General features: G+C 70.8%; 14 protein-coding genes. 6 read left to right on the forward strand and 8 right to left on the reverse strand.

The window, feature by feature from the left end:
• Positions 1 to 1,355: UDP-N-acetylmuramoyl-L-alanyl-D-glutamate--2,6-diaminopimelate ligase (locus B7X32_RS10205; protein ID WP_292719133.1), on the forward strand; the 1,355-nt coding region annotated here is incomplete at its 5' end.
• 26 nt (positions 1,356 to 1,381) lie between these two features.
• On the opposite strand, the gene B7X32_RS10210 is transcribed toward B7X32_RS10205, so the two are convergent.
• On the reverse strand, positions 1,382 to 2,239 hold the full coding sequence (locus tag B7X32_RS10210) for a sulfurtransferase (RefSeq protein ID WP_292719134.1): 858 nt from the start codon (positions 2,237 to 2,239) through the stop codon (positions 1,382 to 1,384).
• 125 nt (positions 2,240 to 2,364) lie between these two features.
• Between B7X32_RS10210 and B7X32_RS10215 the strand changes: the two genes are divergently transcribed.
• Together B7X32_RS10215 and B7X32_RS10220 are read left to right on the forward strand one after the other, a co-directional pair.
• The gene (locus B7X32_RS10215; protein ID WP_292719135.1) at positions 2,365 to 3,360 is read left to right on the forward strand and encodes a Gfo/Idh/MocA family oxidoreductase; all 996 of its coding nucleotides are present in this window, start codon (positions 2,365 to 2,367) and stop codon (positions 3,358 to 3,360) included.
• A 22-nt stretch (positions 3,361 to 3,382) separates the two neighbouring features.
• A complete protein-coding gene (locus B7X32_RS10220) occupies positions 3,383 to 4,306 on the forward strand; it encodes an NYN domain-containing protein (protein ID WP_292719136.1) in 924 nt (307 codons plus the stop codon).
• Between the two features lie 24 nt (positions 4,307 to 4,330).
• On the opposite strand, the gene B7X32_RS10225 is transcribed toward B7X32_RS10220, so the two are convergent.
• The 7 genes from B7X32_RS10225 to B7X32_RS10255 are packed head-to-tail and all read right to left on the reverse strand — an operon-like array spanning position 4,331 to position 12,124.
• The gene (locus tag B7X32_RS10225; RefSeq protein ID WP_292719137.1) at positions 4,331 to 5,338 is read right to left on the reverse strand and encodes a sugar phosphate isomerase/epimerase family protein; all 1,008 of its coding nucleotides are present in this window, start codon (positions 5,336 to 5,338) and stop codon (positions 4,331 to 4,333) included.
• A 10-nt stretch (positions 5,339 to 5,348) separates the two neighbouring features.
• Positions 5,349 to 6,299, reverse strand: a complete 951-nt coding sequence (locus B7X32_RS10230; RefSeq protein WP_292719138.1) for a sugar phosphate isomerase/epimerase — start codon at positions 6,297 to 6,299, stop codon at positions 5,349 to 5,351.
• Positions 6,300 to 6,323: 24 nt separating this feature from the next.
• The gene (locus B7X32_RS10235) at positions 6,324 to 7,151 is read right to left on the reverse strand and encodes a carbohydrate ABC transporter permease (RefSeq protein WP_292719140.1); all 828 of its coding nucleotides are present in this window, start codon (positions 7,149 to 7,151) and stop codon (positions 6,324 to 6,326) included.
• The gene (locus tag B7X32_RS10240; protein WP_292719142.1) at positions 7,148 to 8,107 is read right to left on the reverse strand and encodes a sugar ABC transporter permease; all 960 of its coding nucleotides are present in this window, start codon (positions 8,105 to 8,107) and stop codon (positions 7,148 to 7,150) included. Before B7X32_RS10240 ends, B7X32_RS10235 begins: the two co-directional genes overlap by 4 nt.
• A 6-nt stretch (positions 8,108 to 8,113) precedes the next feature.
• Positions 8,114 to 9,433, reverse strand: coding sequence for an extracellular solute-binding protein (locus B7X32_RS10245; protein WP_292719144.1), 1,320 nt, complete (start codon positions 9,431 to 9,433; stop codon positions 8,114 to 8,116).
• A gap of 50 nt (positions 9,434 to 9,483) precedes the next feature.
• Positions 9,484 to 10,968 carry a GMC oxidoreductase gene (locus B7X32_RS10250; RefSeq protein ID WP_292719146.1) on the reverse strand — a complete coding sequence of 495 codons (1,485 nt, stop codon included), beginning with the start codon at positions 10,966 to 10,968 and terminating at the stop codon, positions 9,484 to 9,486.
• 46 nt (positions 10,969 to 11,014) lie between these two features.
• Positions 11,015 to 12,124, reverse strand: coding sequence for a Gfo/Idh/MocA family oxidoreductase (locus B7X32_RS10255; RefSeq protein WP_292719147.1), 1,110 nt, complete (start codon positions 12,122 to 12,124; stop codon positions 11,015 to 11,017).
• Positions 12,125 to 12,239: 115 nt separating this feature from the next.
• Between B7X32_RS10255 and B7X32_RS10260 the strand changes: the two genes are divergently transcribed.
• The 3 genes from B7X32_RS10260 to B7X32_RS10270 form a co-directional block, all read left to right on the forward strand.
• Positions 12,240 to 13,454 (forward strand): ROK family transcriptional regulator, encoded by a 1,215-nt coding sequence (locus B7X32_RS10260; RefSeq protein WP_292719149.1) that lies wholly within the window; start codon positions 12,240 to 12,242, stop codon positions 13,452 to 13,454.
• A gap of 175 nt (positions 13,455 to 13,629) precedes the next feature.
• On the forward strand, positions 13,630 to 14,256 hold the full coding sequence (locus B7X32_RS10265) for a DUF4166 domain-containing protein (RefSeq protein ID WP_292719151.1): 627 nt from the start codon (positions 13,630 to 13,632) through the stop codon (positions 14,254 to 14,256).
• The coding region (locus B7X32_RS10270) for an NAD-dependent epimerase/dehydratase family protein (protein WP_292719153.1) at positions 14,253 to 14,989 on the forward strand (737 nt) is incomplete at its 3' end. The genes B7X32_RS10265 and B7X32_RS10270, both read left to right, overlap by 4 nt.

The following is a 14,989-nucleotide window of genomic DNA, read 5'->3' on the forward strand; positions in this document are numbered from 1 at the left end:
ACCTCTTCCTCGTCATCCGGGGAGCGAACTCGCACGGCGCCCGCTTCGCGGCGCAGGCGGTGGAGGCCGGCGCGACCGCCGTCCTCACCGACGCCGAGGGCGCAGCCCTCGTCCCCTCGGACGTGCCGACCGTCGTCGTCGCGGATCCGCGCCTCGCCGCGGGCCCCGCCTCCGCGTTCCTGTACCGCGACCCGGTGGCGTCGATGACCTCGATCGGCATCACCGGCACGCAGGGCAAGACGACGACCGCGTTCTACGTGGCGGCCGCCGCGGGAATGCAGCAGTCCGGCACGATCGGCTCCATCGGCACGACCGTGGGCGACGACTTCTTCCCGCCCGTGCTGACCACACCGGAGGCACCGGAGCTGCAGGCGCTCTTCGCGGTGATGCGCGAGCAGAAGCTCGGCACGGTCGCCGTCGAGGCGTCCAGCCACGCCCTCACGCTCGGCCGCGTGGACGGCTTCGCCTTCGACGCGGGCGTCTTCCTGAACCTCGGCCACGATCACCGCGACTACCACCCGACGCAGGCGGACTACTTCGCCGCCAAGGCGCTGCTGCTCACGCCGGAGCACGCGAAGATCGGCATCGTCGACATCGACTCGCACTGGGGCCGCGTCCTCGCCGCCCAGGCGACGGTGCCGGTGCGCACGACGTCGGCGAGCGGATCCGAGTCCGCCGACTGGCGCGCGGAGGACGTCGAGCTGCGCGCGGACGGATCCTCGTTCACGGTCCGCTCCCCCGCCGGCGAGCGCGTGCGGTTCACGACCCAGCTGACCGGCGCGTTCAACGTGAACAACATCCTGGCCGCGGTCGCCGCGCTCACCGAGTCCGGGCGCGACCTGGCCGACCTCGCCCCCGGCATCGCCGCGCTGCCGAGCGTCGAGGGCCGCCTGCAGCGCTTCGACTTCGGGCAGCCCTTCACCGCGATCGTCGACTCCGCGCACAAGCCGGAGGCCATCAACGCCGCTCTGCGGGCCATCAGGACCACGACGCCCGACGGACGCCTGATCGCGGTGCTCGGCGCGAACGGCCACCGCGACGCGGCCAAGCGCCGCATGATGGGGCGCTTCGCCGCGATGTTCGCCGACGTGCTGGTCATCACGGACGACAACCCCTACGACGACGACCCCGCCGAGATCCGCGCCTCGCTCATCGACGGCGCGCGCTCCAGCACCGTCGAGATCACCGAGATCGCCGACCGTCGCGAGGCGATGGCCGCGGCCGTGCGGATGGCGCGTCCCGAGGACACCGTGGTGATCCTCGGCAAGGGCCACGAGCGGTACCACGCCCTCGCGGGCGGCGAGATCGCCTGGTACGACCCCGACGTCCTCCGCGAGGTCATCGAGGCGCTCTGACCTCAGGGCGATCGCGCCCGGCCGGGTCAGTCCTCCAGCGGATCGGCCTCCTCCGGCACGGGTCCGACCTCGATCGGGCGTCCTGGGGTGTTCGACCAGGCGCTCCAGGATCCGGGATACACGGTCACCTCGCGGCCGATGAGCGAGCCGGCGAGCGCGAGCTGCGCCGCGGTCACCCCCGATCCGCAGTACGCCGCGATCGGCACCTCCTCGCCGGCGCCGACGGCCTCGAACGCCGCCACGATCTCGGAGGGGCTGCGGAAGCGCCCGTCGGCGGTGAGCAGGTCCACGATCGGCAGGTTGCGCGCGCCGGGGATGTGCCCGGCGACCGGGTCGATCGGCTCGGTCTCGCCGCGGAACCGCTCCGGCGCCCGCGCGTCCAGCAGCACCCCGGTCCACGCCGCCACCTCATCGGCGTCGAGCACGTCGGCGGTTCCGGGGCGGCCAAGGACGACGTCGCCGGGCGGCGGCACGACCTCGCCCTGTTCGACGGCGCCCCCGGCCTCGCGCCAGGCGCCGAGCCCGCCGTCGAGGACGCGCACATCGGCCACGCCGGCACGGCGCAGCGCCCACCAGGCGCGCGATGCCGGCAGCGAGCGCGAGTCGTCGTAGACCACGACGCTCTGGCCCTCGCGGATCCCCCATCGTCGTGCGGCCCGCTCGAGCTCCTCGTCGGAGGGAAGCGGGTGGCGTCCGTCCGAGGGCGCGCCGTGACCGGCGAGCTCTGCCTCCAGATCGGCGAAGACGGCCCCGGGGAGGTGTCCGCCGAGGTAGTTCTCGTGCCCGTCCGTGAAGCCGAGGCGGTAGCGCACGTCGAGGATGCGCAGATCCGCCCCTTCGTCGAGGAGGGCGCCGAGCTCGGCAGCGGTCATGAGGTCAGCCATGCTCCCCATCCTCTCAACCCGCCCCGCCCCGCGGGCACCCCACCCCTGGGTCGTCCCCACGAACGCACCCCCTGGCCTCCGCTGGCGGGGACGACTCGGGGTGGGGAAGCCCGTACGCTGGAGCCATGACCGGACTTCGCTGGGGCATCCTCGCCACGGGCGGCATCGCCGCCGCCTTCGCCGCCGACCTGCGCACCGCGGGTCTCGACCTCGTCGCCGTCGGATCCCGGTCGCAGGATTCCGCCGACGCCTTCGCCGCGCGCTACGGCATCGCCAGGGCGCACGGCTCGTACGAGGCGCTCGTGGCGGATCCCGAGGTCGACATCGTCTACGTCGCCACCCCGCACCCGATGCATCACGCCGACGCCCGCCTCGCGCTCGAGCACGGCAAGCACGTGCTCGTCGAGAAGGCGTTCACGCTCAACCGCGCCGAGGCGCAGGATCTCGCCGACCTCGGCCGCGAGAAGGGTCTGCTCGTCATGGAGGCGATGTGGACCCGGTATCTGCCGCACATGGCCCGACTGCGCGAGATCATCGCGGCCGGCACCCTGGGCGAGATCCGCGCCGTCTCCGCGGACCACACGCAGACGCTGCCGACGGATCCCGCCCACCGGCTGAACGCCCTCGAGCTGGGCGGCGGTGCGCTGCTGGATCTGGCCATCTACCCGATCTCCTTCGTCGTCGGCGTGCTGGGCGTGCCGACCGAGGTCAAGGCGGTCGCCCGCCTCATCGAGACGGGCGCCGATGCGGAGGTCGCGACCGTCATGACGCACGACGGCGGAGCGATCTCGACCACGTTCTCCTCCTCGCGCAGTGCGGGGCCGAACACCGCGGTCGTGCTCGGCACGAAGGCGCGCGTGGAGATCGAGCGCTGGTGGTGGTCGCCGTCCGTCCTGCGCGTGATCGACCCCGAGGGCGCCGTGCTGGAGGAGTTCTCCGCGCGGCCCGCCGAGGGCGAGGGGCGCGGGATGCAGTACGAGGCGATCGCGGCGGAGCGCTACGTCGCCGACGGATCCCTGGACAGCGACCTGCTCCCGGTGGCGGAGTCGGTCGCGATCATGGGCCTGCTCGACGAGATCCGTGCGCAGATCGGGGTCCGCTACCCCCACGAGACCGACTGACCGACTCCGGAGGAGAACCCCCATGGCTGAGCCGCAGGACACCCGTGTCGCCGTCTATCTCGACTTCGACAACATCGTCATCTCCTGGTACGACCGCGTGCACGGACGCAACGCGTACAGCAAGGACCGCCAGCGCATCCAGGACAACCCTGCCGACACGGAGGTCGCGGAGCGGCTCAAGGCCGCGATGATCGACGTCGGCGCGATCATCGACTACGCGTCCTCGTTCGGCACGCTCGTGCTCACGCGGGCGTACGCCGACTGGTCCTCCCCCGTCAACGCCGAGTACCGCTCGCAGCTGGTGGCGCGGGCCGTCGATCTCGTGCAGCTCTTCCCCGCGGCGGCCTATGCGAAGAACGGCGCCGACATCCGCCTCGCGGTGGACGCGGTCGAGGACATGTTCCGGCTCCCAGACCTCACGCACGTGGTGATCGTCGCCGGGGACAGCGACTACGTCCCGCTCGCCCAGCGCTGCAAGCGCCTCGGCCGGTACGTGATCGGCGTGGGCGTCGCGGGCTCCACCGCGAAGTCGCTGGCCGCCGCCTGCGACGAGTTCGAGGCGTACGACTCGCTGCCCGGCGTCGAGCGCGCGGCAGCGCCCGCGGTCGCGGTCGAGGCCGCCCCGAAGAAGACGGCCGCCAAGCAGCCTCAGGGGGCGCGCAAGCAGTCCCGCGCCACCACCGAGAAGGACGAGCCGAGCACGTCCGATCAGGAGCAGGCGACCGCCACGCTCGTGCGCGCGCTGCGGCTCGGGCACGACAAGAGCGACGGCGACGAGTGGCTGCACAGCTCGGCGGTGAAGACGCAGATCCGCCGGATGGATCCCTCGTTCAGCGAGAAGGCGCTCGGCTACCGGTCGTTCAACGCCTTCCTGAAGTCGCGGGCCGACATCGCCGAGCTCGAGGAATCGGGCCACGAGCGCCTCGTACGCCTGCGCGAGAGCTGAGGCGTCCCTTCGCCGGCGCCCGTCTCACTGGTTCCTGAAGGCGGCGTCGAAGGACGCGGCGGGCTTCGGCCAGAGCAGGGAGCGCACGTACTGCACGGCCTGGGCCGCGCCGTGCAGGCGGTCCATGCCCGCGTCCTCCCACTCGATCGAGATCGGTCCGGCGTAGCCGATCGCGTCCAGCGCGCGGAACGAGTCCTCCCAGGGCACGTCGCCGTGCCCCGTCGAGACGAAGTCCCAGCCGCGCCGCGGGTCGCCCCAGGGCAGGTGCGAGCCGAGCACGCCCGCGCGGCCGTTCTGCGGGCGCATCCGGGTGTCCTTGCAGTCGACGTGGTAGATCCGGTCCTGGAAGTCCCAGATGAAGCCCACGGGATCGATGTTCTGCCACATCATGTGCGAGGGATCCCAGTTGAACCCGAACGCCTCCCGATGGTCGATCGCCTCCAGCGCACGGACCGAGCTCCAGTAGTCGTAGGCGATCTCCGAGGGGTGCACCTCGTGCGCGAACCGCACCCCTTCCCCGTCGAACACGTCCAGGATGGGGTTCCAGCGGTGCGCGAAATCCTCGAACCCTGCGGCGATCACGTCCTCGCCGACCGGCGGGAACATCGCCACGTACGGCCAGATCGACGACCCCGTGAACCCGACGACCGTGTCCACGCCGAGCTTGCGGGCCACGCGCGCGGCGCGCTTCATGTCCTCGGCCGCGCGCTGCCGCACGCCCTCGGCGTCGCCGTCCCCCCACACGTGGTCGCGCAGGATCGCGCGGTGGCGGAAGTCGATCGGGGCGTCGCACACGGCCTGCCCCGCGAGGTGGTTCGAGATCGCGAAGGTCTTCAGCCCATGACGGTCGAGTATTTCGAGCCGCGAGGCGACGTAGGCGTCGTCCTCGTCCGCGCGCTTCAGATCGAGATGGTCCCCGGATGCCGCGATCTCCAGCCCGTCGTAGCCCCAGGAGGCGGCGAGGCGCGCCACCTCCTCGAACGGCAGATCCGCCCACTGACCGGTGAACAGGGTGACGGGATGCGTGCTCATGAGCGTCTCCTCAGGACTTCGTCGCGTCGGCCAGCCAGCCCGCGGTGTAGACGGCGCTCTCCACGGGATCCATGCTGGCACGGTCGACCTCGATCAGCACGGTGCCGTCGAAGGAGTCGGGAAGCGCCCCGAGAATTCCGACGAGATCGAGGTCGCCGAGACCCGGCTCGCGGTACAGCCCCAGGTTGGTGGCCTTCTCGTAGCTCAGGCCCTCCTCGCGGGTGCGCCGTGCGACGTCGAGGTCGATGTCCTTGATGTGCAGGTCCTGCACCCGGTCGCCCCACTTCTCCAGCACGGCCCTGGCGTCGATCCCGGCCCATTCCAGGTGACCGATGTCGAACGCGGCGCCGAGCCGCGACGCGTCGATGTTCTCCAGGACGTGCTCGTACTCCTGCGCGGTCTCGATCAGGGTGCCGACGTGGTTGTGCAGGCCGGGGCGCACGCCCTCGGCGTTGAGCACGTCGACGGCTTCGTCGAGCAGTTCCAGCTGTTCGTCGAGGCGGTCCTGGTCGAAGTCGTATCCGACGGCCGGGTGCTCCCAGCGGGCGGCGGCATAGTCGACCTCGGCGGCGAGGAAGATCCGGGAGAGCCCCATGTAATTGGACTCCTCGGCCTTCCGGCGCACGCCGTCGAACCAGTGCGCGCGCTCGAACGTACCCTTCTCCAGGCGTCCGCCGTGCGCCGAGCCGATCGGCACCTGCGCATAGCCCGGTGACACGCGCAGTCCCGCGTCCGCGATCATGCGCGCATAGCTCTGCAGCGTCTGCGTGTCGAGCACCTCCATCATGGTCGTGTCGAATCCGGCCCTGCGGATCTGCGCGAGCACATCGGGGTACTCGGCCACGAACGTCGGGTCCGCGAACCGCCACAGCCCTGGACTGTCCGGGTCGGAGGGGTCGGACAGCACGTTGATCCACTGGATCGCGTTGAGCGAGAACGTCAGCGTGGAGAGGGATGCCATATCGATGCCTTTCGAGAGATGCGGCTACTTCAGCCCCGTGGCGGCGACGCCCTGGATGAAGTACTTCTGCAGGAAGAGGAACAGGATGAGGATCGGCAGCAGGACCACCATCGCACCGGCGAGCAGCACGCCGAACGCGATCGTGTTCGACGCCTGCGAGGCGACCGCCAGTCCGACCGGGGCGGTGTAGACGTCCTGGGACTGCGCGACGACGAGCGGCCAGAGGAAGTTGTTCCACGAGGACAGGAACGACAGGATCGCGACGGTCGCGAGTCCGGGCCCCGTCAGCGGCAGGAAGATCCGGAAGAAGATCCGCGGCTCCCCCGCGCCGTCCAGACGTGCCGCCTCGAGCAGCTCGAAGGGGACCCCGTGCGCGAACTGGCGCATGATGAACACGCTGAGCGGCATCACCAGCAGCGGAAGGGCGATCGCCATGAGCGTGTTCACCAGCCCCAGCTGCACGACGATGACGAACTGCGGCACGAACAGCGCGACGTAGGGCACGATCATCGACGCGATCACGAGCGGGAAGATCACGGCGCGGCCGCGGAAGCGCAGCTTCGCGAGCGCATAGCCGGCCATCGAGCTGAACAGCACGTTGCAGACCACGACGATGGCCGAGACGACGATGCTGTTCAGCATGTAGCCGCCGAACCCGCCGTTCGTGAACAGGCCGACGTAGTTCTGCACCTGGAACGACTTCGGGAACCACGCGCCGGGATCGGAGAAGAACTCGGCCTGGGTCTTGAAGGATCCGAAGAACACCCAGACGAACGGCAGCAGCATCAGGACCGTGATCACCGCGAGGGCGACGTAGGTCAGGGCGGAGCGGATCGGGGTTGTCTTGTTCAATGCTTCGGCCTCAGCATTCGGAACTGGATGAAGGCGACGATGCCGACGAGGATCAGCAGGATCACGGATCCGGCCATCGACGACGCGATGTTGCCGAACCCGAACTGCTCGTAGACCCACAGCGCCATCGGCCGGGTGGATCCGAGGGGCCCGCCCTTGGTCAGCAGGAACGGCTCCTCGAAGATGTTCAGGAACGACACGGTCATCAGGACGGTGACGAGGAGGGTCGTCGGCCTCAGCAGGGGCAAGGTGATCGACCAGAGCCGGCGCATCGTGGAGGCTCCGTCCGTGGCCGCGGCCTCGTAGATCTCCTCCGGTACGGCCTGGAGCCCCGCGAGGAAGAGGATCATGCAGGTTCCGGCGTTCCGCCAGACCCCCATCATGACCACGGTGGCGATCGCCCACTCCGGCTTGCCCAGCCAGTTCACGACCGGGACGCCCAGATTCGAGAACGCGCTGTTGACCGGGCCGGAGATCGAGAACGCGTACTGCCAGATCACGGCGGCGGCCACGATGTTCGTGATCACCGGCACGTACACGGCGGCGCGGAAGAACGTGCGCAACCGCCGGATGCCGTTGTTCAGCATGAGCGCGAGCGCGAACCCGAGCCCCATGCTGAGCGGCACGCAGAGAACCACGAACATCACGGTGTTCAGGAAGGCGCCCTGGAAGGCCGGCGAACCAAGGACCCTGGAGTAGGCCTCGAAGCCGGTGAAGTTCACGTTGAACGGATCGCGGATGTCGCGCGCCGTCATGTCGGTGAGGCTCGCGCCCACCGCCAGCACCGTGGGCACGGCGGTGAAGACGACGAAGATGAGCAGGAACGGGAGCAGGAAGATCCATCCGGTGGCCGCCTCCGCGCGGGATCCCTCATGCGCGGAGGCGGCCCGGGTGGTGCCCCGGGGGCGTCGCGCAGACGCCCCCGGGGTGACCAGTGCACGCGTGGCGGTGGACATGGGCGACTACTTCCCGCCCAGCCCGATCGACTCCGCCTGCTGCTGAGCGGCGTCGAGCGCGTCCTTGGCGGAGACCCCGCCGCGGACGACGCGCTCCATCTGCTTGCCGATCACGTCGCCGACCTGCGACCAGGTCGGGACGTTCGGCTGCGCGACGCCGTCGTCGAGCGCGGAGCGCACGGTCTCCAGCATCGGGTCGCCCTTCATCGCCGGATCCTCCCACGCGGTCTTCAGCGCCGGCATGTTGCCGAAGATCTGGTACCACTTCACCTGCTGCGCGGACTCTGACATCCAGCGCACGAACTTCCACGACGCGTCCTTGTTCTTCGCGTCCTTCGGCACGAGCCAGCTCCCGCCGCCCGTCGTCGCGCCCTTGCCGCCGTTCGGGCCGGTGGGGTTCTGCGCGAAGGCGAGGTGGCTCTTCGACCAGTCGGCGCCGTTGGCGTCGTTGAACCAGGCCTTGAACCACGGGCCGCCGTCGACGATCGCGCCGTTCTTGCCCTGCGAGGACCACGGGACGGTGTCCAGGAACTGCGGGCCGTCCGGCGAGGACAGGCCGCTCTTGATGAGGCCCGCCCAGTAGTCGAGCGCCTCGACGTTCTTCGGGTCGTTCAGGGTCCACTTGGTGTGGTCCTTGTTCAGGAAAGCGCCGCCGTTCTGCACGGCCATGACCTGCAGCTGACCCGCGCTGTACTTGTCGTAGTTGACGGCGAGCGCGAACGGGAACTCGGATCCGGCGGCCTTGAGCTTCTCGCCGAACGCCTTCTGCTCGTCCCAGTTCTTCGGCGCGGCGGTGACGCCGGCCTTCTCCGCGAGGTCGCTGCGGTAGATGAGCATGTTCGCGTACGTGTACCAGGGCACCCCGTACTGCACGTCCTTCACGATCGAGTTGTTCCAGATGGCCGGGAAGAAGTCGTCCTTCTTCGCCAGCCCACCCGGCACCGCGTCGAATCCGCCCGTGTTCAACAGCGCCGGCTGATCCTCGGTGAACGCGAAGAGCAGGTCGGGCACGGTGCCGGCGGTGATCGCAGCCGTCATCTTCGAGGCGAACTGGTCCGCCGGGACCTTGGTCAGCTTGATGTCGACGTCGGGATTGGCCTTCTTGAACTCGGAGATCATGTCGGGCAGCTTGTCGCCGTCGGCGCCTTCCGCCCAGAGCTGGACCGTGCCCTTCGCGGGCTTGTCGTCGATCGCGGCGCCGCCGCCGCTGCCGGTCGAGCCGGCGTCGCCGCTGCGTCCGCAGCCGGTCAGCAGCAGCGCGCCGGCGGTGAGGACGGCGGTGCCGAGCAGCATTGCTCGACGCGACCGTCGGGTGGTGAGGTGCATCGCATTCTCCTCTGTTTCGGGTTCGGGTGGTGTTTCGGGTCGGGATGGTGTCAGAGCGCGGCCGAGACGGCGCGCGCGATGCGCACCGAGATCGTGGCGCCGGTGAGGGTGGCGTTGCAGGTGAGAGCGGTCGGGATGACGCCGTTGCCTGCCAGATAGAGGTTGTCGAAGCCCCAGACGCGTCCGTCCGTGTCGACCACCGAGGTGCCGTCGTCGACGGGGCCCATGCGGACGGTGCCCGTGTAGTGCAGCGAGGCGCCGGCGGGGAGGATCTCGGAGTCCTGCGCGGGGAAGACGCCGACGGCGTTCGCCGCCGCGCGCTGCACGTCCATGGTCCGGCGGATCTCCGCCATGTCGGCCTCGGAGTACGAGAAGCGCACCGTCATGTGCGGCAGGCCGAGGGCGTCCGTGCGGTCGTCGGAGAACTCGATCCGGTTCTCCGGGCGGATCTCGGTGGCGCAGTACCAGCCGACGCCCAGCACGTGCTGCCCCTCGAACTCGCGCTCCATGAGCTGTCCGTGCGCGGGACGCTCCGCGCCGATCGACGGGCTCCAGTACGAGCCGATGAACGGCTCGCCGGCCGGAGGCACGGGGATGTCGGCGGCGGTGAGACCGAACCGGGCCGCGTCGATGACGACGTCGCCGTCGATGGAGGCGTGCTCGTTGAGCCGCACGCCGAGCGCCTCCGGCCTGACCCCCGAGGCCCAGAGCAGCTGGGGCGTGCGCAGCGCGTCCCCGGCGACGAGCACGAGCCGCCCGCGGAAGGACTCCTCGTCCCCGGTCGAGAGGTCTCGGCCGACGATCCCCGTCACCCGGGTGCCGTCGTGCTCGATCCGGGTGACGAGCAGACCGGTGCGCAGCGTCACGTTCGGCTCGCTGCCGTCGAAAAGGTACGGGGCGATGTCCCGGGGTCCGGTGCGTGCGAACGGGCGGTCCCGGTGCGGCACGCCCGCCATCGGCATGTACCCGAACCGCCGTTCGGGATCCGGGCTCGGCACGGCGTCGCGGAGCGCGGCGAACATCGGCTCCGTGAACGGGTTCTCGACGAGCGGTCCCACGTACGTGCGCAGCAGGCCCCGCGCGCTCTCGAGGTCCTCGTCCCACTGCTCGCGCGGCAGGAAGTCGGGGATCTCCTCGGCGTAGGGCCACGGGGTGGCCGCGGTCCAGTGCACGCCCATGCCGCCGATGTTCCACGCGACGGAGGCGCCGGGGAACTCGGCGAAGTTGTGGCCGAGGAACGCCGCAGGGAAGATCCCGGTGGAGTCCGCCGTCCAGCCGTCGCCGTCGAGCTCGTTCATCGAGGTGGCGCCGCGGACGTACTCGATCTGCCGCGCGCGGCGCATCAGATCCTCATAGGAGGCGTTCATCGCGTTCTCGTCGACCTCGACGAGGTGCTCGCCGTCCACGCCGGTGATCCGCGAGCCCGCCTCGACCACGAGGATCGTCGCCTCCGGGTTCTGCTCGTGCACCCGGCGGGCGATGATCGCGCCGTTCGGACCGGATCCGACGATGACGAGATCGTATTCCTCTGACATTGCTCTTCCTCTTCTTCGGTTCAGGAGCTCGTGGGGGTGGACGGGTTCAGGGCGTCTCGGCCGGGACCTCGACCCAGCGCTCTTCACGGGCCGCGAGGAGCACGGCCTCGGTCAGCTGAGCCGCGCGCACGCCGTCGTCGAAGGTCGGCAGGCCGTCCGGCTGTTCTCCGGCGATCGCGGCGTAGACGTCCGCGACGAAGCCGTTGAACGCATCCTGGTAGCCCTGCGCGTGACCGACGGGGAGCCGGGAGAACCGGGCGACGCCGGGATGCGCGTTCTGCGGATCCCGGAACAGCTGCCCGTTGCCCTCCCGTCGGCCGATCCAGAGCTCTTCGGGGCGCTCCTGGTCGAAGCGGATGCTCTCGGCGGTGCCGTGCAGTTCGAGCGTCAGGGCGTTCTTCCTGCCCGCCGCCATCTGCGAGACGAGCAGGGTGCCGATCGCCCCCGACGCGGTCTCGACGAGGATCGCGACCGCGTCCTCGTTCTGCACCGGATGCCCGCCCCGCTCGGCGAACGCCCGCCGGGTGCGCGCGGTGAGCCGCACGATGCGCTCGCCCGCGACGAACTCCAGGAGGTCGCACAGATGCGAGCCGATGTCGGCGAACGCGCGCGAGGGCCCTCCCTCGTCGGAGGTCGCCCGCCAGTCGTCGTCGGTCGGGAGCAGCATCCAGTCCTGCAGGTAGCCGCAGTCCACGGTGAGCAGCGTGCCGATCTCCCCCGCGAGGACTCGCGCACGGGCCTCGCGCACCATCGGGTGGTAGCGGTAGACGAAGGGCACCGCGGCGACGACGCCGTGCTCGCGGGCGGCGGAGGCGAGCACCCTCGCGTCGGCGAGCGAGGTCGCGAGCGGCTTCTCGCAGATCACGTGCTTGCCCGCCTCGATCACCCGCAGCGCCAGTGGCGCGTGCGTCGAGTTCGGCGTGCAGACGTGCACGACCTCGCTTCCGCCGGCCAGGAGCTCATCGATCGAGCCGGCGCGCTCGACGCCGAGCTCGGCCGCGGCGACGGCCGCGCGCTCCGGTGAGGAGCTGGCGATGTCGGCGAGGACCGCACCCGCGGCACGCGCCGCTCGGGTGTGCGCCTGCGCCATGAATCCTCCGCCGAGGAAGCCGGATCGGATCGTCCCGATGCCGGTGTGCGTGACCTCCGTTGTCATGTCGACGATTCTGACACGGATCGACACCCTTTTGTCAAGCATTAGTCAAAAGTCTTTTCGCCACCGACAGATGTCGCTCGCGGGGTACGCAATTGCCGTGTGGTTTACTGACCCTATGAGCGACCCCGACCGGCTGAACGGCGGCGCCTCGCCGGGCGCGGGCGACATGCTGCAGCTGCTGCTGGACGGCCAGGCGCGCACCAAGGCCGACCTCGCGCACCTCACCGGCCTCGCCCGCTCGACGGTCTCGGCGCGCGTCGACGCCCTGCTGGCCTCGGGACTCGTGGTGCCGGCGGGCGAGGGCCTGTCGACAGGCGGCCGACCGCCGTCGCGGGTGGCCTTCAACCCCCGGGTGGGCCTGGTCCTGGCCGCGGACCTCGGGGCCTCGCATGCGACGGTCGCCGTCTCCGACCTGGGCGGCCGGATCCTGGACAGCACGACCCGCCCGCTGCGCATCGCGGACGGCCCCGCGGCCGTGCTCGACGGCGTGCTCGCCGACGGCCGCGCGCTGCTCGAGGCCGAAGGCCTGCGCGACATCCCCATCGTCGGGATCGTCATCGGCGTCCCCGGCCCCGTAGAGCACTCGACCGGACGACCGTACAACCCGCCGATCATGCCGGGCTGGGACAGGTTCGACGTGCCCGGTTACGTGCAGGGCACCTTCGACGTGCCCGTGCTCGTCGACAACGACGTCAACGTCCTCGCGCTCGGCGAGCAGGCCACGAGCTTCCCCGACGTCGAGGACCTCGTGTTCGTGAAGGTCGCGACGGGCATCGGCGCCGGGATCATCGCGGGCGGAAGGCTCCAGCGCGGCGCCCAGGGTTCGGCGGGCGACATGGGGCACGTCAAGGTGCCCTACTCCCCCGAGTCCTCGCACGCTCCGGGCGAAGACCGCGACCTCGAGGAGCTCGCGAGCGGAACGGCGATCGCCACGGCACTGCGGGCGCAGGGGCTGGACGCGGTCACCAGCTCGGACGTCGTCGAGCTCGTGCGCAGCGGGAATCCCGCGGCGATCGAGGCCACCCGGCAGGCCGGCCGCGACGTCGGCGAGGTCCTCGCGATGTTCGTGAACCTGCTCAATCCGTCGGTGATCGTGCTCGGCGGCAGCATCGCGCGCGCCGGGGAGCACCTCCTCGCGGGTGTCCGCGAGGTCGTCTACCGCCGGTCCATCCCTCTCGCGACGCAGCATCTCGCGATCGTGCAGACGCACGCCGGCGAGAAGGCGGCTGTGCTGGGCGCGGCGATCATGGTGGCCCGCCACATCCTCTCCTCGGCGAACGTCGACGCCTACGTCGCCCACTCCACCCCCCGCACCCCCGTCACCCCCTGACGCGCCTCCTCCCGCGCCTGCGCCTGCGCCCGCGCCCTGCCCCTTTACCCGCGAGACTCCAACTGGGCGACGAGACTGCGGTTTTTGTGCGCAGTCTCGTCGCCCAGTTGGAGTCTCGCGGATCCGATCCCCCCAGCTGTTCGTGTTTTTTGAACATGTTCGATATGGTGGGGGCATGACTCGGGATCCGCGCTCGCCCTACGCCGTCGCACTCGGTGCGCGCGGGGACGAGCTGCATCCTCGCCTGCGGACGTACTTCGCGGCGATCCCGTCCGGCGGGGTCGGCGTCGGGCACGGCGTCTTCGAGCGGGTCGGCTGCCGGAACCCCGTGGTGCGGGCGCTGCTCGGTCCGGCGCTGCGCGTCCTGCAGCGCCGGGGCGCGGTCTACGCCGGCTGGGCGGAGGACGTTCCGTTCACGGTGCGCAACCGCGACGGCGAGGGCAGATCCGGCGAGCGCATGCTGCACCTCCCCGGCGGGGACTGGACCATGCGCGATCGCGTGCGCGCCCTGCCGCGCGGCCGGGTCGTGGACCGGCTGGGATCCCCCGGCGTGCTCGCCGCGGTCTTCGACGTGACGACCTCCGACGGCGCCCTCGAGCTGCGCAGCACCCGGGTGGGCGTGCGGCTGGGGAGGCTGCGGATCCGGATCCCGCGATGCATCGCTCCCCGGATCCGCCTGGTCGAGAGCGCCGACGGCGACTCCGGCCTGCAGCGGGTCGCCGTGACCGTGGACCTGCCGCTGCTCGGCCGCATCCACGAGTACGCCGGGACGTTCCGTTACGCCATCGAGGAGGACGCATGACCGAGCACGCGCACGACGACCGCCAGGGCAGGGTGGTGCTGGGCGGATCCACGGGGTTCATCGGCCAGGATCTCGCACGGCGCTGGCGCGCCGCAGGGCGCGAGGTCGTCACCATCTCGCGCCACGATGCGGATCTGACCTGGGCGGACCAGGCGGGGATCGACGCGGCGGTCGACGGCGCGAGCCTCGTCGTCGGACTCGCCGGCAAGAGCGTGAACTGCCGCTACACGCCGTCGAACCGGGCCGAGATCTTCCGCTCGCGCGAGCGCACCACAGCAGCCCTGCGCACGGCGGTCGAGCGCGCGGCGACGCCTCCGCCGCTCTGGGTGAACTCCTCGACGGCGACGATCTACCGGCACGCCGAGGACCGCCCGCAGACCGAGTCGACGGGGGAACTCGGCACTGGCTTCTCGGTCGAGGTCGCGAAGGCCTGGGAGCGCGAGCTGTTCGCGGGCGACCTGCCGGGGACGCGCCGGGTGGCGCTGCGCACCGCGATCGTGCTGGGCGACGGCGGTGTGCTGGGCACGCTGCGGACGCTCGCGCGGTGCGGGCTCGGCGGCACCCAGTACGACGGTCGCTGGCCCGTCGGCCGCGCCCGGCGAGAGGCCGGGACCGGCCACGACTTCCGCGCCCGCGGCGGCCGACAGCGGTTCAGCTGGGTGCACCTCGACGACGTGGCCGGGATCATCGCCTTCCTCGAACAGCATCCCGAGCTGGAGGGGCCCGTGAACGC

This window comes from Microbacterium sp. 13-71-7, from assembly GCF_002257455.1.
In the GTDB taxonomy this organism is placed as follows: Bacteria; Actinomycetota; Actinomycetes; order Actinomycetales; family Microbacteriaceae; genus Microbacterium.